Genomic DNA, 21,868 nt, shown 5'->3' on the forward strand with positions numbered 1-21,868 from the left:
AAACAGGCAGGAGTTATAAACGAATCTTTTGGTTGTGCTTAGGAGCAGCAACAATAGTGCTACCCTCACGATTCGTCCTGCTGTACGCTATATCTATGGCTCTGAACCCCAGAGCCACAGGATGCCACTCCCATCAGGGCTAGACAAGAACGTCTCTTTTTCATAACATAAAAAAACAACCTCGCTTATAATTGCTAAACGAGGTTGTCTACTAGATTTTGCTATTTAAGAAGCTATTGTCTTATCAAGTAGCACTTTCGACATAAAATAAGATCCAATACGTTTATGAAAAGGTAGTACTTTCTTATTTCTCTTCTAATGCGATACAACCATTTACTATTTAATCTGAGTGGGATTATTCTTTTTGAAAAAAAATCAATAGGAATGGGCTTTAGCCCATTCTTTAAAATGAGTTTAGTATTTGGCTTTAGCCAAAATCTAAATTGTTACAATTATAGCATCCTGTTTTATTGGGTTCCTAAGTATTCCTTAAGTAGGAGCGACTTAATTACCTACTTTTTCGAAAGTGGGCGGACTTACTTTTAGTTTGTATTTTGATTCAAATACAAGATGTTTTTATCCCAATCAATTGTTAGTAGATAATTTTCGAAAAAAGTATTTCCTAGTAGCGAACCAGCGCGTTTCTCCAAGGTTATTGACTTATTATTTAACTCAATTTCTCCTATTTTTATTTTTCCTACTGGAAAGGTCTGTTTTTCTTGTTGCAACAGGGTGTCTTTTTCTTTTAGAAATTTTACAAAAGAATGGTTGGCGGTAAATTCGCCATTAGAACCTAAATCAAAAAGAAATTGATGCTTTTGATTGTTAAGTTCAATAGCCACATAGCCAAGGCCCCAATCTTTGCCAATAAGTTCAATTTTTTTTGCAGTTGGTAGGTTTTTAAAATTTTCTATTTTGCTGCTGATGCGAATCACCTTCTGAACGTAATCAATTTGCCATTTTGATTTTCGCATTACATTATTTCCGATGATTCCATCTATTTTTTGGGTTGCTGGGTTTTTTGTAAAGGATAAATCTTGTAGTAAGCCATAAGTTTCCTCAAAATCTAGACTCGCTATAGCAATGTTTGGTAATTCAACGAGGGTTACTTTTTGGTCAGCAAAAGAACTACCTGAAAGATTAACTTCTTTTATGATTTTGTACTGTATTTCCTTTGCAATTTCGGAATCAATGGTAGTGATTTCATAGCCTGTATCAAAAACGAAGTTGTATTTTTTGCCTGAAATAAAAACCTCGATATAAATATGCTTGTTCACATAGTTAAAAGGTATTTCAACAAAATACTCTTTTTGTTTTACATAACCCTTTTTGGACAGCTGTTTTCTATTTTGGGAGAAACCATTTAGTAATGACAGTTGAAACATTATAAAAATTAGGATTATTTTTCTTTGCATATTTTTTCGAATAGTAGTGCCAAAAAGTTAGGGTGGATTTGCGATTCTAGGTCACATTGAACTTTAAAAAAGGTGTGTTTTTTGCGAATTTGTTAGTGAATTATTGGAGTAGGCACGGATTGCAAATCCGATTATTCACTCTTAAGTTTTAGAAGCTGCCACAGTTTGGATAAAACCACTTTTCGCATTTATTTCCAAATCAAACTTATCTGCCTTTAAAAACAATTCCATTAGTGTTTCTGTTTCGTATTTAGAAATGAATTGCGTGTTTAGGTCGTAAACCATTATTCCTTTTCCTTGGCCAGTAGCTTTTATATTGTATTTTGTAATGTTTGAATCCAATGTAAAAATTAAGTCTACATCTAGACTTGCTTTGTTGTTGGTTATGCTTAACAATTTATAAGTTGTAGTGATTAACATGTTTATGCTAACATCTGCAATTGGCATTGTTAAAGGAGTTTTTTGAGAAAAACTATCGCCAATTTTCATTTTTTTTTCTGGAAATGATAATTGAGAAAATGTGCCTTGTAAGGTTTGAAGTAAAGCTTTTTTGTAATTTTCATCAAGATTTTTTGAAACAATAGAGTCTAGTCTAGGTAAATCATCAATTGTTCCGACACCATAAATTATTGTCCCATCAGGAATGGATTTTTTTCCATCATTACTAGTTGTATTAATAAATTCCATTGTTATTGGAAAACTCTTAGCATTAGATAATTTTCCAGTTTTTAAAACCATTTCGATTTTAGAACTAAAGCTTGTAATTGTTGGATTTTGAATCCCTTTTTCTTTTAATTTTTGTAGAATTTCCTCAGATGTTATGTATTTTACACTCATTTCTGAAGTTTGTTGTACGGTTTGGTTATAATTAGTTTCAGGGGTGTAATGAATTTTGAAGTTTAGCTCCTTTTGAGCAAAAGTAAAAGTGTATTGAAGTATAGAGAGTAGAAATATAATTTTTTTCATTTTTTAATTGTTTGTAGAGAAATTCCACAATGTAGTTTTTCGTTTTTTATTAATCGCTTATTTTTGTCTTTATCAAGTTAATTCATAAAAAAAAAAACAAATCAATTTTATATAAAGTCTAAAGACCAAGCCTAATCTAGCTGTCAGAAGTAGTTCTTATTTTTTAATTGTAAATGAGTTCATAAACTTTTCTATCAATTTATTTTTTTCTTTATCAGTTTTTGTTATCGTTTGAAGAAAATAAACCTTGTTTTCAACTAAATACATTCTCGTTTTTATTATGGCTAGCCCATCTCTGAAGTCTATTTTAAATTCTCTACCCTGAAAATTACCTAAGTTAATTTTTGACTCAGAGATTAATTTGCCTTTTACATTATTAACCATTCCCTCAATTGAGTTTCTAAAAAAAGTATTTAAACTATCGTGTTTTATGTGAGATTCAATATGCGTTTTTGGATATTCAGATGATGTAACAGAATAAATTAGATTTTCGTCAGTTTCGTCTTTTGATGCATCGTACATGTTAACTTGCATTTGCAATTCTCCTGCTTCTGTATTTATTTTTTTTATTGTACTATTAGGCATCTTAGGAAACAAAACTTTAAATTCAGAGGAATCATATTGATACCATTCATTAATCGATTTAAAGCTCATTAAGGCAGTTAAAATGGAAAAAACAATTATTATTTTAAATTTATTCATAGTACTTGTTTTGTTAGTTTCTGTTTTAAAATTATCATCAAAGTTCCCGTGCTACAAGCAGTTTGGGATTAAATAAGCGTTATCTTTCGGATTTGCCAAGTATTCCAAATACAAAACCATTTTCCCATTAAGCCAAATGCCCAGCTTGCTTGTAGCGTGTGTTACCAGCAGTATCTTACGATATCCACGTATCTTCAATTTTTACTACTTTCCATTTTCCATTAATCTTTTTCAGATAAACTTTGTAACCAAGTCCACAATTTACACCACATCTATATGAAACTTCTAAACTTCCATTTTTTTTGGTTTTATCAAATGTTATATATGAAAATGACATTACTCCAATAAACTTCTTGTATTTTTCTGTCCAGTTTGTATAATTTTCAACTTTTGGTAATTCCTTAAGATCTTTGAAAATGAACTTTTTGGTATTGAGTTTTTCCACGTCTGTAAATCTCTCATCTACTGCAATAATTAGATTTAAAGTATCCTTTTCTATCGCATTTGTTTCTGCAATAAAATCAGGGTCATTTTCTTGAGCTTTTGTTGGAATTCTGGTGTAAATCCTTTTGTCAGTATAGGTTGAGTCAACAATATTTATAAAAACTTGTTCAAATACTTTCTGTTCAAATTCAAGATTGGACATCTCTTTTTCCGCTTCAGTGTTTTTACACCCAATTAGCGTTAAAAATAAAAAAACTAGAATTTTTGTAGAGTGTTTCATAATATTGCTTGTAGCGTGTGTTGGGTGATGTTTTTATTATTCAATCTTGTATTCACCTTCTTTTAGATATTCTTTATAGTGATTTAAATTAGCAAATCTCATAATGTGGTAAATGTCATATCCGTAAATGATTTTCTTAGATTCGGTTAAAATAAATCGAGTTTTGGTGGGATATCCGCCGAATATTGCTTCATATAGGCTAATACCTTCAAAGCAATTATTTAATATATATGGATTTATTCTGCAACCATCGCTATATTTTTCAACTGCACTTATTATTTTTTTCATCATCTCGAAGTGCTTTTTTGATAGCTCTATCTGTCCTAGTTTTTTATAAGCGTATGCCAACTCTTTGTGTAATGTTATATTATTTGGCGAAATAATTCTTAAACTAGAAGATAGATTTATTGCTTCTTCAAATTTTGAATTTTCATTTAATTTGTAAATTGCTCGAGCAACACTGTCAATTTTAAATGGATTAAAATTTAAACTATTTCTATATTTTGTGTAAGCGATTATTTCTTCAGACGAAATTTCTAAATCAATAGCATTTAATCTGCTTTCTATTTTTTTAAAATAGTATTTAGAACTATTGTCGGTAAAAGATGTACTGTCTATTTCAAATATTTGTACGTTACAGATTTCTTTTTCTAGATTTGTTGATTCAGTTAATTCAACGATCTCTTGTGGCTTTTCATATTTTTTTACATTTTTTAAACTTGGAGCTGGAGGAGGAGGAGGTACTTCTTGACAATAACAATTGTAAAAGGTAGAGAGTAGAAGTAAAAATAAAATTTTATACATTTTTTAAAAGTTATTGATTATTAAGTTTGTTTTGGTAAAATATCACCCAACTAGCTTACAGGTCTGACAAAATCATTCAAAGCCATCCAATTTTGGGTAGATAGTTATGATAAGTCTCATAGCGCATTAGCTTTTCAAATATATACAATTTTCATTACAAAATTTATTGTCTTTGGTTTGTTTTTGAAGTTTGGAATAAAAAAAACACACACCCCCAGCCCCTCTCGAGAGGGGAGTAATTGCTCTAATTTTAGAGCTTTTTTTGATGAATAGTTCTTTTGGAATTTTAAAAACACACACACCAAACTCACATAACTCCATTTTTTTTTTTGGAGTCGTTGAATCTTCGATTTCAAGAGGGGAGTCGTTGCGTGAATTTTAGAGCTTTTTATAGTAAATTCTTATTTATTGGAATTTGGAATTTAAAATTTGGAATTTCGATTCGTGTCGTGTTACCATTTCTAGCCCTGATGGGAGCGGCATCCTGTGGCTCTGGGGTTCAGAGCCACAGATATAGCGGACAGCAGGAAATAGCTCCTAAAAAAATCTGAAAAGGGGTTTCTGTAAATTGCTTTCTTTTTTGTATTTTTGCCGTCCAAAATATAAGGACAAGAATATGTTAGATAGACTTCAATATGTAAAACAGCGTTTCGACGAGATTTCGGATTTGATTATTCAGCCGGATGTTATCGCGGATCAAAAACGTTATGTACTGCTTAATCAGGAATACAAGAGCATTAAAGCCCTAGTGGAGAAACGTGAGGAATATATTTTGGTTTTGGCCAATATTGACGAAGCCAATGAAATTATTGCTGATGGTAGTGATGCCGATATGGTGGAAATGGCCAAAATGCAATTGGATGAAGCTAAAGAACGTTTGCCACAATTGGAAGACGAAATTAAGTTTATGTTGATTCCAAAAGACCCTGAAGACGCGAAAAACGTAATGGTCGAGATTCGTGCGGGTACGGGTGGTGATGAAGCGAGTATTTTTGCAGGAGATTTGTTCCGTATGTACACTAAATATTGTGAAAGTCAAGGTTGGAGAACATCGGTTGTGGATATGAATGAAGGAACTTCGGGTGGTTTCAAAGAGGTGATTTTTGAGGTTACAGGAGAAGATGTGTACGGAACTTTGAAGTTTGAAGCGGGTGTTCACCGTGTGCAACGTGTACCACAAACAGAAACACAAGGACGTGTGCATACTTCGGCAGCAACGGTTATGGTGCTTCCAGAAGCAGAAGAATTTGATGTACAAATTGATATGAACGATGTTCGTGTGGACTTTTTCTGTTCGTCAGGACCTGGTGGACAATCGGTAAATACAACGAAATCTGCTGTTCGTTTGACTCACATTCCAACAGGATTGGTGGCGCAATGTCAGGATCAAAAATCACAACATAAGAATAAAGACAAGGCGTTGAACGTATTGCGTTCTCGTTTGTACGAAATGGAATTGGCCAAAAAACAAGCCGAAGACGCTTCAAAACGTACATCGCAAGTGAGTTCAGGTGACCGTTCTGCTAAAATTCGTACCTATAATTACGCTCAAGGCCGTGTAACGGATCACCGAATTGGTTTGACCTTGTATGATTTGGGTAACATTATGAACGGTGATATTCAGAAAATTGTAGCCGAATTACAATTGGTGAACAATATGGAAAAACTGAAAGAAGCAAGCGAGGTTTTTTAATAAGTATTAATTAGGTACCAAGTATTGAGTATTAAGTACTAAGATGAAAATATTGAGAAAAGATGCCATACTGAAATGTTTGGCATTTTTTTTAACAGGCCGAGAACATTGTGAAAACTTTGCGAACTTTGCCAACAACAACAAACTACAAACAATAAACAACTACTGTTTTGACTACACAACAACTACTAGAACAAATCCAATTGAAAAAGTCTTTTCTATGCGTAGGCTTAGATGTTGACTTGAATAAAATACCTTCTCATTTATTAGCAACGGAAGACCCAATCTTCGAATTCAATAAAGCAATTATTGATGCGACGCACGATTTATGTGTGGCGTACAAACCCAATACGGCTTTTTTTGAAGCGTATGGCATAAAAGGTTGGCAGTCGTTGCAAAGAACCATTGAATACATAAATGCCAATTATCCTCAACTCTTTACGATTGCGGATGCAAAACGTGGCGATATTGGGAATACGTCTTCAATGTATGCCAAAGCCTTTTTTGAGGATTTGAATTTTGATAGTGTAACAGTTGCGCCATATATGGGAAAAGATTCGGTGGAGCCTTTTTTGGCTTTCGAAAACAAACACACCATAATGTTAGCCTTGACGTCTAACGAAGGCGCTTTTGATTTTCAAACCTTATCGGTAAATGGTACAGAATTGTACAAACAGGTTTTGGAAACCTCAAAATCTTGGAAGAACAGTCATAACTTGATGTATGTGGTTGGCGCCACAAAAGCCGAATACTTTACTGAAATTCGTAAAATTGTTCCTGATAGCTTCTTGTTGGTTCCTGGTGTTGGCGCACAAGGCGGCAGTCTGTCTGAGGTTTGCAAATACGGATTGAATAGTCAAGTTGGTTTGTTGATCAACTCGTCTAGAGCCATTATTTATGCTTCGAATAAAGAAGATTTTGCCGAAGTTGCTAGAAACGAAGCGTTGAAAATGCAACAGGAAATGGAGGAGATTCTTAGGTTAAAGGTTTAAAGTTTAAGGTTTAAAAGTTTAAGGTTTAAAGTTTAAAGGTTTAAAGTTTAAAGGTTTAATATTGTTTGTTGAACCGTTGCGTACTTTGCGTAAATCCTTGCGCCCTTTGCGGTTAAATTCAATCAGTATGAAACAACTAACAGATCAAATCGGTACTTCTCATTTTTTGGAATCGACACCTCGTCGAATTGTATCGTTGGTTCCCTCACAAACGGAGTTGTTGTTTCATTTAGGATTGGAAGACCAAATCGTTGGAATCACCAAGTTTTGTGTGCATCCAAACCATTTTCTTAAAACCAAGAAAATAGTTGGCGGTACTAAACAAGTTCATTTTGATAAAATCAAAGCCTTACAACCTGATATCATTATCTGTAACAAAGAAGAAAATACACTAGAAATGGTGCAAGAACTTTCTGCAATTGCGCCAGTTTGGGTGACCAATGTCGTTACCATTGCGGATAATTTTCAAATGATTACGGATTTTGGGTTGCTTTTCGATACAACTGCCGAAGCCAAAATTTTGAATGAAAGTATTCATTTGGCGTTGGCTGATTTTGCAACTTTTATAGCAACCATTCCTACTCAAAAAGTAGCTTATTTTATCTGGAAAAAGCCATATATGGTAGCAGGTTCAGGTACTTTTATCCACGAGTTGTTGCAATTGAATCGATTCGATAATTTTTTTGGAACGCAATCCCGTTATCCCGAAATAGCTGTTGATGCGTCAACTCGGTATGATGCTGTTGATTTGGTGTTGCTTTCTTCGGAACCTTATCCTTTTAAGAATGAAGATGTAGCCGAGTTCACTTCCTTTTTTCCAAATGCCAAAATACGTTTAGTAGATGGTGAATATTTCTCTTGGCACGGTAGCCGATTACTTAAGGCGCTTTCTTATTTTAAAGAATTACAACAAGAGTTGGTCTTGAATGTATAAGTTGTTGTTAGTTACTAATTTGTGTTAGAGTTGCTAATTTCAACACATTGAATTGGCTTTTAAAATTATTATTCTATTTTTACAAAAAAAACTACCGAATGCTTAATTACACTATCTACAAGAATGAAACAAGTACACAATGGGTAACTTTTGTCCATGGTGCAGGAGGAAGCTCGTCGATATGGTTTAAGCAAATTCGAGATTTTCAAAAGCAATACAATGTTTTACTTTTGGACCTAAGAGGACATGGAGAATCTAAACCAACCCTGAAAACAGCTTTTAAACAGAAATATACTTTTTCGGCTTTGGCGAATGATATAGTGGAAGTTTTAGAGCATTTGAAAATTGAACGTTCTCATTTTGTTGGCATTTCATTAGGAACGATTTTGATTCGTCAATTGGCTGAAATGTATCCGCAAAAAGTACAAAGTATGATTTTGGGTGGTGCCATTTTGAAAATGAATTTCCGTTCTCAAATTTTAATGCGTTTAGGTAATGCCTTTAAATATGTATTGCCTTATTTGGTATTGTATCGCTTTTTTGCTTTCGTCATTATGCCTAAGAAAAGCCACAAGCAGTCCAGAGTATTGTTTATCAATGAAGCTAAAAAATTATACCAAAAAGAGTTTATAAAATGGTTTAAACTCACAGCCGAAATCAATCCTGTTCTGAAGTGGTTCAGACAAGTAGAATTGAATATTCCAACACTTTACGTTATGGGAGAAGAGGATTACATGTTTTTGCCTTCTGTTCGAAAAGTAGTCGAAAATCACTATCGCTCTTCAAAGCTTTTTGTTATTGAAAAATGCGGTCATGTAGTGAATGTTGAGCAACCTTTGGCTTTCAATACAGCAGTACTTTCTTTTCTAAATACAGCACAATAAAAAATGCCGAAATCCAAAGACGTCGGCATTTTTATAACTAACCAAAACCAAATAATAAATAACCAGTTTATTACACTACAAAGGTCAGGAATAAGTTAGTATGTCATTGTTAAAATTATGTTATTACTTTGTTGTCAATAAGTTAAGTCTAATTAACAATGTTTTTTTGGTGTTTTTTTCTTGTTATATTATGTTAATCTTGCATAGCAAAAACCTTCTTTAAAACAGTAGAAGTTCTTGATTGTAAATCAGTTCTGATGTTTTTTTCTTCAATAGCAATCATTTTAAAAACGCCTTCTAGTGCTTTGTTGGTTACATAATCATTCAAGTCGGGATTGATTTTTGAAACCAAAGGCACCGTGTTGTATTTTTGAATAATTCCATTCCAAATTTTATCGGCACCAACCTTCCCAATAGATTGTTGCACTATAGGAATGAATTTAGCATATAAATCTTTGTTAGTAGATTGCTGTAAATAGGTTGTTGCGGCATTTTCATTGCCCATCAAAATGGTTTTAGCATCTGCAATTTTGATGTTTTTTATGGCGTTTACAAACACTGGAGTTGCTTCTTTTACAGCGTCTTCTGCGGCTCTATTCAGGGCTTTAATTCCGTCATCGGCTAGCGAACCCATTCCTAGTTTACGCAAGGTTTTGTCAACTTTGGACAATTCTTCTGGCATTACGATTTTGACCAATTCATTTTTGTAGAAACCGTCTACTTGCGTCAATTTCGAAACCTGTTCGGTGATTCCTTTGTTTAAAGCTTCTTTTAGCCCAGCAGCAATATCTACTTTTCCGTTTTTGTTTAAAATACCGGTTGCTGTTTCGGATGATTTTTTTAGAATGTTTTTGAATTGAGCGTTACTAATAACAGGGAATAAAATAAGTAGGATTAAAAATTTTTTCATTAGGATTTTGGGGTTTTTTAATTGAAAAGGCTACAAAAATACTACAGTTTTGTTGTTATACACCATAGTTTTTCGTTCTGCATGCAATTTAATGGCTCTTGCCAAAACCATTCGTTCTAAATCGCGTCCTTTCATAATAAAATCTTCTATAGAGTGACTGTGGGTTACACGAGCAATATCTTGTTCGATGATTGGACCTTCGTCCAAACCTTCGGTTACATAATGACTAGTAGCGCCAATGATTTTTACGCCGCGTTTAAAAGCAGAATGATAAGGTTTTGCCCCAGGAAAAGCTGGTAAGAAAGAATGGTGGATATTGATGATATTGTTTTGATATTTTTCTATCAGTTTCTTGGTAATGATTTGCATGTAGCGCGCCAATACAATGAAGTCGATATTGTATTTATCTAATAACTCTAATTGTCCTTTTTCTCCAATTTCTTTAATTTCTTTGGTGAAAGGAACACAATAAAAAGGAATAGCAAATTGTTCGGCTACTTTTCTTAAATCTTCGTGATTGCTAATAATTACAGGGATTTCAAGTGGTAGTTCGCCAGCGCTATAACGTCCCAAAATATCGTATAGGCAATGATCGTATTTAGAAACAAACAGAGCCATTCTCGGTTTTTGCTGTTGCGGATAAATTTTCCAATCCATATCAAATGGAAGAGCTAGATTGGTTTCAAAATCAGCTTTTATGGCTTCTATAGGCCATTTTTCAGATTCTAATTCGCATTCCAATCGCATAAAAAAAACATTTTCATCGGCATCAACGTGTTGGTCCAAATAAATAATGTTTCCTTCTATCGAGGCGATATAGTTGGTAACTGAGGCTATAATTGACTTTTGATCTTTACAATGAATGAGGATGGTAATTTTTTGCATTTTTTCTTTTAATTGTGCTTTATTACTAGGTTTTAAAATGTTTTTATCATTAAACGTACTGAATGACTATTTTTTTGTTTATTTGAGGACAAAATCTTGTTTGTTTTAGAATCAAAAGAAAACGTTTTCTTTTGATTCTATTGCGATTAGTTGTCCTTTTTTACCAAAACTAACTTATTTTTTTTAAGAAATAGCAGCATTTGGTTGTTTTATAGTAATTCAATAAAATGCTAATTTTTATTTTAAAAAATGTGTAATTTGGCACTATTAATTATCATATTCATAAAATGGAACCACAAAAACCTTATATTCCTGTTAATAAAGTAAGAATTGTTACCGCAGCCTCTCTCTTTGATGGTCATGATGCCGCCATAAATATTATGCGCCGTATTATTCAATCAACTGGAGTGGAGGTAATTCATTTGGGGCATGATCGAAGTGTAGAAGAAGTAGTAAATACTGCCATTCAAGAAGATGCCAATGCTATTGCAATGACTTCTTATCAAGGGGGACATAACGAATATTTCAAATACATGTACGATTTGCTTCTGGAAAAAGGAGCAGGACATATCAAGATTTTTGGCGGTGGCGGAGGCGTTATTTTGCCTTCAGAAATTGAAGAATTACATCAGTACGGTATCACTAGAATTTATTCTCCAGATGACGGTCGTGCTATGGGATTACAAGGAATGATTAATGATTTGGTGGAACGTTCTGATTTTGCTATTGGTAATCAATTGTCTAATGAATTAGAATTAATTGAAGATAAAACACCAACTGCGATTGCAAGACTTATTTCGGCTGCAGAGAATTTTCCTGAAATTGCAAAACCAGTTTTTGATAAGATTCATACTAAAAATGAAACTTCTAAAATTCCCGTTCTAGGAATCACTGGAACCGGTGGAGCAGGAAAATCTTCTTTGGTGGATGAATTGGTAAGACGATTTTTAATTGATTTCCCCGAAAAAACAATCGGATTAATCTCTGTAGATCCATCAAAACGTAAGACAGGTGGCGCCTTGTTAGGTGATAGAATTCGTATGAATGCAATCAATAATCCTAGAGTTTATATGCGTTCGTTGGCGACACGTCAATCTAATTTGGCTTTGTCTAAATATGTAGCCGAAGCGATTCAGGTACTTAAGGCGGCAAAATACGATATTATTATTTTAGAAACTTCAGGAATCGGGCAATCGGATACTGAAATTATGGATCATTCAGATGTTTCATTATACGTAATGACACCTGAATTCGGTGCAGCTACGCAATTGGAAAAAATTGACATGCTTGATTTTGCGGACTTAGTGGCCTTGAATAAATTCGACAAGCGTGGTGCTTTGGATGCACTTAGAGATGTGAAAAAGCAATACCAACGCAATCATAATTTATGGGATGTAAATCCAGATGAAATGCCGGTTTTTGGAACGATTGCTTCTCAGTTTAACGATCCAGGAATGAACACACTCTACAAATCGATTATGGATAAAATTGTAGAGAAAACCAGTTCAGATTTAAAATCGACTTTCGAGATTACTCGTGAAATGAGCGAGAAAATTTTTGTGATTCCGCCACATCGTACTCGTTATTTATCTGAAATAGCAGAGAACAACCGCAAATATGATGAAACAGCTTTAAGTCAAGAGCAAGTAGCTCAAAAGTTATACGGAATATACAAAACAATCGAGACGGTTTCCAATAAGAAACCAGAACTAAATAAAGCTGGAATTGATGACGCGTCTGTATTGCCATCTGCTACAGCGCCGCATGATGAAAACCGCATCTTTTTGAATTTACTTTTGAATCAATTCGACAAAGTAAAAATGGATTTAGATCCTTACAATTGGGAAATGATTCTGACTTGGAATGATAAAGTGAATAAGTATAAAAATCCAGTCTATACCTTTAAAGTTAGAGATCGTGAAATCAAAATGGCGACACATACCGAGAGTTTGTCGCATTCACAAATACCTAAAGTTGCTTTGCCAAAGTATAAAGCTTGGGGTGATATTTTGCGTTGGTGTTTACAAGAAAATGTTCCAGGAGAATTTCCATTTACTGCTGGATTGTATCCTTTCAAACGCGAAGGTGAAGATCCTTCTCGAATGTTTGCAGGTGAAGGTGGACCAGAGCGAACGAACAAACGTTTTCATTATGTAAGTGCGGGTTTACCAGCCAAAAGACTTTCGACAGCTTTTGATAGTGTGACTTTGTACGGAAACGATCCACACATTCGTCCTGATATTTATGGTAAAATCGGAAATGCAGGAGTTTCTATTTGTTGCTTGGATGATGCTAAAAAACTGTATTCTGGTTTTGATTTGGTGCACGCTATGACTTCGGTGAGTATGACCATCAATGGACCAGCGCCTATGTTGCTTGGATTCTTTATGAATGCGGCTATCGATCAACAATGTGAGATGTATATCAAGCAGAATGATTTGGTGGAAGAAGTCGAAGCTAAAATTAAAGCGATTTACCAAGAAAAAGGAGTAGAGCGTCCAAAATATCAAGGTGATTTACCAGAGGGGAATAATGGTTTGGGATTACTACTTTTGGGAGTAACCGGGGATCAAGTGTTGCCATTGGAAATTTATAATGAAATAAAAGCCAAAACTTTAGCGCAAGTTCGTGGAACCGTTCAAGCCGATATTTTAAAAGAAGACCAAGCGCAAAATACTTGTATTTTCTCAACAGAGTTTGCACTGCGACTAATGGGCGATGTTCAGGAATATTTCATTGCAAAAAATGTCCGAAACTTTTATTCGGTTTCTATTTCAGGCTATCATATTGCCGAGGCTGGAGCTAATCCTATTACGCAATTGGCTTTTACTTTGGCCAATGGTTTTACTTATGTAGAATATTACTTGAGTAGAGGAATGAATATCAATGATTTTGGACCGAATTTATCGTTCTTTTTTTCGAATGGTGTCGATCCAGAATATGCAGTTATAGGACGTGTAGCGAGAAAAATTTGGGCGAAAGCCTTGAAAAATAAATATGGTGCCAATGAAAGAGCTCAGATGCTGAAATACCATATTCAAACTTCTGGACGTTCTTTGCACGCTCAAGAAATTGATTTCAATGATATTCGTACGACTTTGCAGGCATTGTATGCGATTTATGATAACTGTAATTCCTTACATACCAATGCGTACGACGAAGCGATTACAACGCCAACTGAAGAATCGGTGCGTAGAGCTATGGCTATTCAGTTGATTATTAATAAAGAATTAGGTTTGGCTAAAAATGAGAATCCAATTCAAGGTGCTTTTATCATCGAAGAATTAACGGATTTGGTGGAAGCTGCCGTTTTACAAGAATTTGATAGAATTACAGAACGTGGTGGCGTACTTGGAGCTATGGAGACAATGTACCAACGTTCTAAAATTCAAGAAGAAAGTTTGTATTACGAAACATTGAAACATACAGGTGAATTCCCAATTATTGGGGTAAACACATTTTTAAGTTCTAAAGGATCTCCAACGGTAATTCCAGCGGAAGTTATTCGTGCTACAGAAGAAGAAAAGCAATACCAAATTACAATGTTGAATAATTTACAAAAAGCAAATGCTGATTTGGTAGCTCAACATTTGAAAACCTTACAAGAAGCAGCAATCAAGAATGAAAACATCTTCGATCATTTGATGGAAGCAACAAAAGTGTGTTCTTTAGGGCAAATAACGGCTTCATTATTTGAAGTAGGTGGGCAGTACAGAAGAAATATGTAATCTTCAATTGCAATAAATCAAGAAAGGCTGTCAATACTGACAGCCTTTCTTTTTAAAACACACTTTAAAAAACCAATTTTTAGTTATTCGCAATAGCAAGGTATTTTTTTGCACTATTTTTATATACCTCCACTATTGCTTTTCTGTTCAAAACCGTTTCGTTTTTTGAAATAGTGATTTCATGTTTTACGGTTTTTAAATTGTTTTCTACCACCAAGATATACTTGCCTTCTGGGAATTCCTCTAAACTATAGGTTTTAGAAATTCCTTTTTTACCTGAAGCATATTCTGTGAATAGAAGGGTATTGTCTTTATCATAAATAGAAACTGTAACTTTTTGTTGTCCATTGAGAGCAAAGCTAATTTCGTTTCCTTTTCCTTTTTTTACATTAAGTAAAAAATCGCCATCAACTGCGTAAGTGTTTAGACTGGCTAAAGCAAATACTAGTACCAAACTTAATTTTGAGATTGTTTTCATAATTCTTGTTTTTAAGTTGTTAGTTAAATTTCTATTGCTAAAGTATAGTAACAAACAAATTTATAACACAACAGAATTTTCTAATTATTATGTTATTTTCACTATTCGAAAACGATATAGTGATGTTTTGGGTAAAATAGAATAGCTTTTGGGTAATTTTGAACATACTGATTTTGTGATATATTGATAAATACGTTAAAAATGTGTAATAAAATGATGTAATTGATGCTTTTGTATCAATAATTATTGTTTAAAATGGTTATTTTTTGAATATAATAAAAAATTGAAATTTAATTTATATATTGTGTTTTTAATACGTTGAATTTTTATGAGATATTCAAAATCTTGAGATGTGTGTAAAAAAAAAAGACTGCCTATGAAGACAGTCTTAATTTTGAGTAGCTTTTTTTTATTTTATGTCAAGTAGTTTTTTATCATCTTCATCTTTCAAATAAACTTCTAATACGGGTTTTTTACTTAAAACAGCAGAGCCTCCATTTACTTTGATTGTGTGTTTAACCGATTTGAAATCATTAGTCACTATTAAGTAATAATTTCCTTCTGGGAATTCATCCAGATTGTAGGTTTTGGATATGCCTTTCTCACCAACAGCATTTTCAGAAAATAAAACTTTATTAGAAGTATCGTAAATAGTTACTTTAGCTTTTTGTTGACCATTAAGAGCAAAACTAATTTCTATTCCTTTTCTTTTTTTTACGTTAAGTAAAAAATCACCATCAATAGCATAGGTAGTACTACAAGCCAATGCGAATAATGTCGCTAAACTTAATTTTGAGATTGTTTTCATAATTCTTGTTTTAAGTTGTTGATAGGTTTTAGATTACTAAAATAATGTAACTAAAAGAAGTTTAACACAACAGAATTTGCCTATTAGAATGCTATTTTGCCTTTTCGAAAACGTTATAGTGTTATTTTTGTTAATATAGTATAGTGTTAAGGTAAAATAGTATAGATGTTTTTTGTCTTTTTATTGTGAAAATGTTGAATAAAATTAGGTGAATTGTCTTAAGTGTTATTATTTTTTTGTCATTTTGTAGTTTTTGATGACAATAAGTTAAGTTTTGCTGTTTTTTTAAGCAAAAAAAAGCTGTCAAAAATGACAGCTTTTAAAAAGTATGAATTTTTATGGTCGAAGTACTAATTAATTTGAAGCAATATTTTTGTCAGCAAATGAAGTTTTGTAAACTTCTAAATAAGCTCTTTTGCTTAAAGTAACATTTGAAGAAGCAACTTTGATTTCATGTGTTACTTCCTTTAGGTCAGTTTTAACAATCAAAGAATAAGTTCCAATAGGCAATTCTTCTAAATTGTAATATTTTACAATTCCATTTTGACCAGTTGCGTTTTCAGTATAAATTAAGTTATTTTCTGAATCAAATATTGCGATTGTAGCTTTTTGAACTCCATTCATTGCAAAGCTAATTTCGTTTCCTTTTCCTTTTTTTACGTTAAGTAAAAAATCTCCGTCTACTGCATATGTGTTTAAAGATACCAATGCAAAAAGTGCTACTAAACTTAATTTATTCATCATTTTCATATTTTCAATTTTTTAAATTATTAGTCATTATTTATTTTGCTAAATTAGTCTGATTACGTGTGACTAAGGACAACACAGTTTTCAGATATGTGTGCTATTTTATCATTTACGAAAACGTTATATGTTAAAAAAGGTAAAATTGTATCATTAATTGTTTAGCTTTGTTAGAGACCAAACCGAAACGAAATGAAAAAAGTAGAAGCTGCTCTAGAAATTATTTCTCCGTCTTACGGAAGTTCATTTACAATTGCTAAGTATAATGAAAGTAGCAACATCAAATCCCATTTGTGGCATTACCACCCCGAGATTGAGTTGGTCTATGTTCATGGAGGTTCTGGAAAACGGCAGATAGGAAGTCATTTATCTTATTTTACAGATGGTGACCTTATATTAATAGGTAGCAATTTGCCACATTGTGGATTTACGAATTCCCAAACAGGTAATAAATCTGAAACGGTTATTCAAATGAAGCCTGATTTTGTTGGAAATGACTTTTTTAATATACCTGAAATGGCTGCAGTCAAGAATTTATTACAGCAAGCTAAAGCTGGTATTGCATTTTTGGGAGAGAGTAAAGCTAGAATTGGAGCAAAAATCGAAATGATGCATCAATTGGATCCTTTTGATCGATTGATTGCGCTTTGGAGTGTACTCAAAGAGATGAGTGAATCTAATGAAAGTATTATTTTGAATGCGGTTGGTTTTTCTTTGGAATTGCAGGTACAAGATAACGACAGGATTAATGTTGTCTTTAATTACGTAAAAGACCATTTTCAAGAGCCTATAGCTTTAGAAGAAGTTGCTGATTTAGTAAGTATGACAATTCCTTCTTTTTGTAGGTACTTTAAAAAAATCACCAATAAAACTTTTACCACTTTTGTGAACGAATACCGAATTGTACATGCATCTAAACTTCTGGCTGAAAAACCAATGAGTATAAATGAAGTGTGTTTTGAGAGTGGTTTTAATAATTTTAGTCATTTTAACAAATCCTTTAAGGCCTATACAGGCAAAAGCGCTTCTCAATACCGTAACGAATTAAAAACCATTATAAAATAGACGGTCGTATTTTACTAAAATTTTGAACCTTAAGTTTTGTAAATTGCAGAAAATAAATTTTACAAAATGAAAAAGTTGAAATCGATTATCTATATGTGTTTGTTTTTTTGCAGCACATTCCTTTTTGCAGCCAAAGTAGATACCCTTCAAGTAGCAAGCGTAGCGATGAATAAAACTTATAAAGCTGCAATTGTACTTCCTAATTCCTATGCAAAAAGCAAAACAGCTTATCCTGTATTGTATTTGCTTCATGGTGCTTATGGGCATTTCAATGATTGGTTGAGTAAAACACCAAATAAAGAAGTAGTTAAAAATCTAGCGGACCAATACGATATAATTATTGTAATGCCAGAAGGCGAAACTTTTAGTTTTTATATTGATAGCCCAGTTAATTCAGGTAGTCAATTTGAAACTTTTATTACTAAGGAGGTAATTGGTACAGTTGATAAAACGTATAGAACCATTGCTGATAAGCGAGCTCGTGCAATAACAGGCTTGTCGATGGGTGGTCATGGAGCTCTTTATTTATCAGCCAAACATCCAGATTTATTCTGCGCAGCAGGGAGCATGAGTGGTGCAGTGGACATGAGCACAATGCTTAACCGAGAATCTTCGCAGCAAGTCATTCAATTAATGCAGCCAGTTTTTGGCGAGCAAAGTGGGAGTCAAGAAATGTATGTAAAGCATGCTGTATTGAGAATGGTTGATGCTATCAAAGAAAATAAACTACCTTTAATTATTGATTGTGGTGTTGATGATTTTTTGATTGAATCCAATAGAGAATTGCATCGTAGATTGGTGTACAATAAAGTAGCACATGATTATACAGAAAGGCCAGGTGCACACACTTGGGAATATTGGGAAAATGCATTACCATATCACGTATTCTTTTTTAGTAAAATACTATCAAGAAAATAGCTGATTTTATTCTAATTGAAATTTTGGTTCGATTTTTGAACACAGCATAACATAACTTAAAAAATAAAATAATTATGAAAAGAATAGTTACATTATTTGCTATTATAGGGCTAATAGCATTTTCTGGTTGTACAACTGATGACAATGTGGATTCAGATACTATTGCAGAAGTGATTGATGTTAATAATGTTAATTTTGATTTAAACGGTAATGGAGGAGTTAGAAGATTTGGATTTACACTTTTTCAAGGTGATGTAGTTTTAGCTTATAGAGCGACAGGAGTGGAGAATGGCCGTACCGTTTGGACTCAAATTCCAGAAACTTATTATTATGATGATGGAACACAATATTTTACTTATAAATTTAATTTTACTGATGTAGATTTTGAATTATATTTAGATGGTTTTGAATTGAATACTGTTCCTGCAAATCTAAGAACCGGTCAAAAATTCCGTATTGTTATTGTTCCGGGGACAAATCCTTCAATTATTAATAAATCAGTTAATAACAAGGTGGATTATTCTGATTATTACGCTGTAATTAAAAGGTATAACATTAATGATAGTAATGTTAAACAATTAAATTAACTTTTGTCAATATAAAAAAAAGCTGTGAATTTTAATTCACAGCTTTTTTTGTGCTTTAGTTACTCAATAATATTTTCGTCTTTGTTGAGTTTTAATGAAACTAATACTCCAGTAAGTAGTGATAATGCAATAAAACCAAGTGAAGCCCATTCAGGAACTTCTATATAATCATGAAGCAGCATTTTTAAGCCTACAAAGCTCAGAATAGCAATTAAACTGTATTCTAAATAGCTAAATTTAGCAAGCATATTTGCCAAGAAGAAATACATCGAGCGTAGACCTAGTATGGCAAAAATATTAGAGCTAAATACTAAAAAAGGATCTGAGGTTATTGCTAAAATAGCCGGAACGCTATCAACAGCAAATAAAACATCCATTACTTCAATTACAATTAATGCTACAAAAAGTGGAGTTGCATGATTCTTTTCATTTATTTTAATAAAAAAATGCTCTTTATCAGTGTGCGAAGTTAATGGTATGATTTTACCAAGAGTTTTGTATATAAAAGATTCTTTAGGTTCAAATTCGTCATCTTCGCCTGCAAAAAACATCTTTATAGCTGTAAAAAGCAAGAACGCTCCAAATAAATACGTTGTCCAAGCAAATTTATTGATGATTAATACACCAAAGAAAATCATTAGTCCTCTAAAAACTATTGCACCTAAAATTCCCCAAAAAAGGACACGATGTTGGTATTTTTGTGGGATTTTGAAAGCTGAAAAAATTATTGCAATAACAAAAATGTTATCCACACTTAGGGATAATTCTATTAAGTAACCAGTAATAAATTTCATTGAAGCCACAGCAGGTTTTAATCCTGTAGTGTTGGCAACATAGTCATTACTATACAGCCAATAGATAACCCCAGAGAACAGCATTGAAATTGTAAACCAAATCAATGTCCATTTGCTGGCTTCTTTAGTGTTGATTATATGAGGAGTTTTGTTGAAAACACCTAAGTCTAATGCTAAGATTCCCATAATAAAAACCAAAAAGAGCGTCCAAATCAACATAGTAGTTTGTTTTTAATGAAATGCAAAGATAGTTTTTGAATTTTGACTTAAAAAGAGATATGAAAATTAAATATATTTTTTTAAATCATGCATTATTGTTTGCTTACATGATTCGTTCTGATTTGTTTTATAGATATAAAAAAAGTGCTAACTATAATAGCTAGCACTTTCCATATAAGTATTGTAGAAATTACAAAGCAGATTTAACTGTTTTGATAATTCTTGCAGCAATTTTGTATGGATCACCGTTAGATGCTGGTCTTCTGTCTTCTAACCAACCTTTCCAACCTTTTTGTACAGTCATTAAAGGAATACGGATTGAACAACCTCTATCTGATACTCCGTAAGAGAAATCATGAATAGATGCAGTTTCGTGTTTACCAGTCAAACGTTGATCGTTAAATGCTCCATAAACTGCAATGTGTTCAGCAGTTACTGGACGGAAAGCTTCACATATTTTTTCATATACTTCTTGAGAGCCACATGTTCTTAAAACTTCGTTAGAGAAGTTAGCATGCATTCCTGAACCATTCCAGTCTGTGTCTCCTAGAGGTTTTGGGTGGTACTCGATGTAGTAACCGTATTTCTCAGTTAAACGATCTAAAAGGTAACGTGCTACCCAAATTTCGTCTCCTGCTTTTTTTGCTCCTTTTGCGAATAATTGGAATTCCCATTGTCCACAAGCAACTTCTTGGTTAATTCCTTCAAAGTTAATTCCTGCAGCAATACATAAATCAGCATGCTCTTCAACTAATTTTCTTCCGTGAGTGTTTTTTCCACCAACTGAACAATAGTACATACCTTGTGGGGCAGGGTATCCTCCTACAGGGAAGCCCAATGGTAATAATGTTTTAGTGTCCATGATAAAGTATTCTTGTTCGAAACCAAACCAGAAATCTCCATCATCATCAATAGTAGCTCTACCATTAGATGCGTGAGGAGTACCATCAGCGTTCATAACTTCTGTCATTACTAACCAACCGTTAATACGAGTTGGGTCAGGATAAATGGCAACAGGCACTAAAAGACAATCAGATGATCCGCCTTCAGCTTGTTTTGTAGAGGATCCATCAAAAGACCAGTTACCTAGTTCTTCTAAAGTTCCTTGGAAATTTTCATGCTCTTCAACTTTTGTTTTACTTCTTAAATTTTGTGTTGGTTCGTATCCGTCTAACCAGATGTACTCTAATTTAATTTTAGCCATAACTATATGAATTTGTTTTATTTTTTTTCTGTGACAAATATAAATTTATTTTTTTTACTGCTAAAAAATAGGGGGTAATAATTGTGCTTTTGTTGAAGGATTTTAATAAACTGTAATTTTGAAGGGGGTATATTTAAAAAAAAATAATTTTATACGCGCTAAAAATACAAATTCGTAATATTCGTCTTTTTTTTATTGAGTAATTAATGTCTTGATTGATAAATAGATGTTTTTTATATAAAATAACTGCTTTTTTTTGTTATATTTTTGTAAAAAAGTGGTTTTTGTTTTGAAAGTTGATTGATTTTATGAATATTTCTTGTTTTGTACTTGTGGTTTCGTCATAGTAGTAGCTTTTATTTTTTTTTAAAGTTTTATTTGAATTTAGCCTAATTTTTTTGCAGTTTGCTTGTC

20 protein-coding genes are annotated in these 21,868 nt (G+C 32.9%); 8 read left to right on the top strand and 12 right to left on the bottom strand.

Features of this window, described 5'->3' with window-relative positions; all coding sequences use genetic code 11:
* Positions 1–542: 542 nt before the first annotated feature.
* The 5 genes from FLAVO9AF_RS01560 to FLAVO9AF_RS01580 all read right to left on the bottom strand — a co-directional run bounded on the left by FLAVO9AF_RS01560 (position 543) and on the right by FLAVO9AF_RS01580 (position 4,611).
* Positions 543–1,415, bottom strand: coding sequence for a retropepsin-like aspartic protease (locus FLAVO9AF_RS01560; RefSeq protein WP_159683150.1), 873 nt, complete (start codon positions 1,413–1,415; stop codon positions 543–545).
* A 141-nt stretch (positions 1,416–1,556) separates the two neighbouring features.
* Positions 1,557–2,381, bottom strand: coding sequence for a hypothetical protein (locus tag FLAVO9AF_RS01565; RefSeq protein ID WP_159683153.1), 825 nt, complete (start codon positions 2,379–2,381; stop codon positions 1,557–1,559).
* A gap of 156 nt (positions 2,382–2,537) precedes the next feature.
* Entirely contained in the window at positions 2,538–3,083 is a 546-nt protein-coding gene (locus tag FLAVO9AF_RS01570; protein ID WP_159683156.1) for a hypothetical protein, read from the bottom strand.
* A 175-nt stretch (positions 3,084–3,258) separates the two neighbouring features.
* The gene (locus FLAVO9AF_RS01575; protein WP_159683159.1) at positions 3,259–3,807 is read right to left on the bottom strand and encodes a hypothetical protein; all 549 of its coding nucleotides are present in this window, start codon (positions 3,805–3,807) and stop codon (positions 3,259–3,261) included.
* Positions 3,808–3,843: 36 nt separating this feature from the next.
* Positions 3,844–4,611, bottom strand: coding sequence for a tetratricopeptide repeat protein (locus tag FLAVO9AF_RS01580; protein WP_159683162.1), 768 nt, complete (start codon positions 4,609–4,611; stop codon positions 3,844–3,846).
* 616 nt (positions 4,612–5,227) lie between these two features.
* Between FLAVO9AF_RS01580 and prfA the strand changes: the two genes are divergently transcribed.
* From prfA to FLAVO9AF_RS01600, 4 genes are all read left to right on the top strand, one after another.
* Positions 5,228–6,304: a peptide chain release factor 1 gene (gene prfA / locus FLAVO9AF_RS01585; protein ID WP_064714620.1), complete on the top strand. Its 1,077-nt coding sequence runs from the start codon at positions 5,228–5,230 to the stop codon at positions 6,302–6,304.
* A gap of 170 nt (positions 6,305–6,474) precedes the next feature.
* Positions 6,475–7,296: an orotidine-5'-phosphate decarboxylase gene (gene pyrF, locus FLAVO9AF_RS01590; protein WP_159683165.1), complete on the top strand. Its 822-nt coding sequence runs from the start codon at positions 6,475–6,477 to the stop codon at positions 7,294–7,296.
* A 127-nt stretch (positions 7,297–7,423) separates the two neighbouring features.
* A complete protein-coding gene (locus FLAVO9AF_RS01595; RefSeq protein WP_159683168.1) occupies positions 7,424–8,230 on the top strand; it encodes a helical backbone metal receptor in 807 nt (268 codons plus the stop codon).
* A 98-nt stretch (positions 8,231–8,328) separates the two neighbouring features.
* Positions 8,329–9,114, top strand: coding sequence for an alpha/beta fold hydrolase (locus tag FLAVO9AF_RS01600; RefSeq protein WP_159683171.1), 786 nt, complete (start codon positions 8,329–8,331; stop codon positions 9,112–9,114).
* 193 nt (positions 9,115–9,307) lie between these two features.
* On the opposite strand, the gene FLAVO9AF_RS01605 is transcribed toward FLAVO9AF_RS01600, so the two are convergent.
* Positions 9,308–10,024 carry a DUF4197 domain-containing protein gene (locus FLAVO9AF_RS01605; protein WP_159683174.1) on the bottom strand — a complete coding sequence of 239 codons (717 nt, stop codon included), beginning with the start codon at positions 10,022–10,024 and terminating at the stop codon, positions 9,308–9,310.
* A 30-nt stretch (positions 10,025–10,054) separates the two neighbouring features.
* Positions 10,055–10,909, bottom strand: a complete 855-nt coding sequence (gene purU, locus FLAVO9AF_RS01610; RefSeq protein ID WP_159683177.1) for a formyltetrahydrofolate deformylase — start codon at positions 10,907–10,909, stop codon at positions 10,055–10,057.
* Positions 10,910–11,196: 287 nt separating this feature from the next.
* On the opposite strand from purU, the gene FLAVO9AF_RS01615 reads away from it, so the two are divergent.
* Entirely contained in the window at positions 11,197–14,637 is a 3,441-nt protein-coding gene (locus FLAVO9AF_RS01615; RefSeq protein WP_159683180.1) for a methylmalonyl-CoA mutase family protein, read from the top strand.
* Positions 14,638–14,716: 79 nt separating this feature from the next.
* Here the strand turns inward: FLAVO9AF_RS01615 and FLAVO9AF_RS01620 are convergent, their stop codons facing one another.
* The 3 genes from FLAVO9AF_RS01620 to FLAVO9AF_RS01630 all read right to left on the bottom strand — a co-directional run bounded on the left by FLAVO9AF_RS01620 (position 14,717) and on the right by FLAVO9AF_RS01630 (position 16,673).
* The gene (locus FLAVO9AF_RS01620) at positions 14,717–15,115 is read right to left on the bottom strand and encodes a secretion protein (RefSeq protein WP_159683183.1); all 399 of its coding nucleotides are present in this window, start codon (positions 15,113–15,115) and stop codon (positions 14,717–14,719) included.
* Positions 15,116–15,524: 409 nt separating this feature from the next.
* Complete coding sequence (locus FLAVO9AF_RS01625; RefSeq protein ID WP_159683186.1) at positions 15,525–15,923, bottom strand: secretion protein; 399 nt, start codon at positions 15,921–15,923, stop codon at positions 15,525–15,527.
* A 354-nt stretch (positions 15,924–16,277) separates the two neighbouring features.
* On the bottom strand, positions 16,278–16,673 hold the full coding sequence (locus FLAVO9AF_RS01630; protein WP_159683189.1) for a FimB/Mfa2 family fimbrial subunit: 396 nt from the start codon (positions 16,671–16,673) through the stop codon (positions 16,278–16,280).
* Between the two features lie 186 nt (positions 16,674–16,859).
* Between FLAVO9AF_RS01630 and FLAVO9AF_RS01635 the strand changes: the two genes are divergently transcribed.
* The 3 genes from FLAVO9AF_RS01635 (at position 16,860) to FLAVO9AF_RS01645 (ending at position 19,237) form a co-directional block, all read left to right on the top strand.
* On the top strand, positions 16,860–17,732 hold the full coding sequence (locus FLAVO9AF_RS01635; protein ID WP_159683194.1) for an AraC family transcriptional regulator: 873 nt from the start codon (positions 16,860–16,862) through the stop codon (positions 17,730–17,732).
* 66 nt (positions 17,733–17,798) lie between these two features.
* Positions 17,799–18,650, top strand: a complete 852-nt coding sequence (locus tag FLAVO9AF_RS01640) for an alpha/beta hydrolase family protein (RefSeq protein ID WP_159683197.1) — start codon at positions 17,799–17,801, stop codon at positions 18,648–18,650.
* 74 nt (positions 18,651–18,724) lie between these two features.
* The gene (locus tag FLAVO9AF_RS01645) at positions 18,725–19,237 is read left to right on the top strand and encodes a hypothetical protein (protein ID WP_159683202.1); all 513 of its coding nucleotides are present in this window, start codon (positions 18,725–18,727) and stop codon (positions 19,235–19,237) included.
* 59 nt (positions 19,238–19,296) lie between these two features.
* On the opposite strand, the gene FLAVO9AF_RS01650 is transcribed toward FLAVO9AF_RS01645, so the two are convergent.
* Together FLAVO9AF_RS01650 and FLAVO9AF_RS01655 are read right to left on the bottom strand one after the other, a co-directional pair.
* The gene (locus FLAVO9AF_RS01650) at positions 19,297–20,250 is read right to left on the bottom strand and encodes a TerC family protein (RefSeq protein WP_159683223.1); all 954 of its coding nucleotides are present in this window, start codon (positions 20,248–20,250) and stop codon (positions 19,297–19,299) included.
* Positions 20,251–20,440: 190 nt separating this feature from the next.
* Positions 20,441–21,454 (bottom strand): glutamine synthetase beta-grasp domain-containing protein, encoded by a 1,014-nt coding sequence (locus FLAVO9AF_RS01655; protein WP_159683226.1) that lies wholly within the window; start codon positions 21,452–21,454, stop codon positions 20,441–20,443.
* Between the last annotated feature and the right edge of the window lie 414 nt (positions 21,455–21,868).

The organism is Flavobacterium sp. 9R, assembly GCF_902506345.1.
Lineage (GTDB): Bacteria > Bacteroidota > Bacteroidia > Flavobacteriales > Flavobacteriaceae > Flavobacterium.

Excerpts from the sequence above, each read along its gene's own strand:
- FLAVO9AF_RS01620 (WP_159683183.1), bottom strand. The coding sequence starts at position 15,115 with ATGAAAACAATCTCAAAATTAAGTTTGGTACTAGTATTTGCTTTAGCC.
- FLAVO9AF_RS01625 (WP_159683186.1), bottom strand. The coding sequence starts at position 15,923 with ATGAAAACAATCTCAAAATTAAGTTTAGCGACATTATTCGCATTGGCT.
- FLAVO9AF_RS01565 (WP_159683153.1), bottom strand. The coding sequence starts at position 2,381 with ATGAAAAAAATTATATTTCTACTCTCTATACTTCAATACACTTTTACT.
- FLAVO9AF_RS01615 (WP_159683180.1), top strand. The coding sequence starts at position 11,197 with ATGGAACCACAAAAACCTTATATTCCTGTTAATAAAGTAAGAATTGTT.
- FLAVO9AF_RS01570 (WP_159683156.1), bottom strand. The coding sequence starts at position 3,083 with ATGAATAAATTTAAAATAATAATTGTTTTTTCCATTTTAACTGCCTTA.
- FLAVO9AF_RS01655 (WP_159683226.1), bottom strand. The coding sequence starts at position 21,454 with ATGGCTAAAATTAAATTAGAGTACATCTGGTTAGACGGATACGAACCA.
- FLAVO9AF_RS01635 (WP_159683194.1), top strand. The coding sequence starts at position 16,860 with ATGAAAAAAGTAGAAGCTGCTCTAGAAATTATTTCTCCGTCTTACGGA.
- FLAVO9AF_RS01650 (WP_159683223.1), bottom strand. The coding sequence starts at position 20,250 with ATGTTGATTTGGACGCTCTTTTTGGTTTTTATTATGGGAATCTTAGCA.
- FLAVO9AF_RS01595 (WP_159683168.1), top strand. The coding sequence starts at position 7,424 with ATGAAACAACTAACAGATCAAATCGGTACTTCTCATTTTTTGGAATCG.
- FLAVO9AF_RS01600 (WP_159683171.1), top strand. The coding sequence starts at position 8,329 with ATGCTTAATTACACTATCTACAAGAATGAAACAAGTACACAATGGGTA.
- FLAVO9AF_RS01645 (WP_159683202.1), top strand. The coding sequence starts at position 18,725 with ATGAAAAGAATAGTTACATTATTTGCTATTATAGGGCTAATAGCATTT.
- FLAVO9AF_RS01560 (WP_159683150.1), bottom strand. The coding sequence starts at position 1,415 with ATGCAAAGAAAAATAATCCTAATTTTTATAATGTTTCAACTGTCATTA.
- FLAVO9AF_RS01640 (WP_159683197.1), top strand. The coding sequence starts at position 17,799 with ATGAAAAAGTTGAAATCGATTATCTATATGTGTTTGTTTTTTTGCAGC.
- FLAVO9AF_RS01605 (WP_159683174.1), bottom strand. The coding sequence starts at position 10,024 with ATGAAAAAATTTTTAATCCTACTTATTTTATTCCCTGTTATTAGTAAC.
- FLAVO9AF_RS01630 (WP_159683189.1), bottom strand. The coding sequence starts at position 16,673 with ATGAAAATGATGAATAAATTAAGTTTAGTAGCACTTTTTGCATTGGTA.
- FLAVO9AF_RS01575 (WP_159683159.1), bottom strand. The coding sequence starts at position 3,807 with ATGAAACACTCTACAAAAATTCTAGTTTTTTTATTTTTAACGCTAATT.
- FLAVO9AF_RS01580 (WP_159683162.1), bottom strand. The coding sequence starts at position 4,611 with ATGTATAAAATTTTATTTTTACTTCTACTCTCTACCTTTTACAATTGT.
- purU (WP_159683177.1), bottom strand. The coding sequence starts at position 10,909 with ATGCAAAAAATTACCATCCTCATTCATTGTAAAGATCAAAAGTCAATT.
- prfA (WP_064714620.1), top strand. The coding sequence starts at position 5,228 with ATGTTAGATAGACTTCAATATGTAAAACAGCGTTTCGACGAGATTTCG.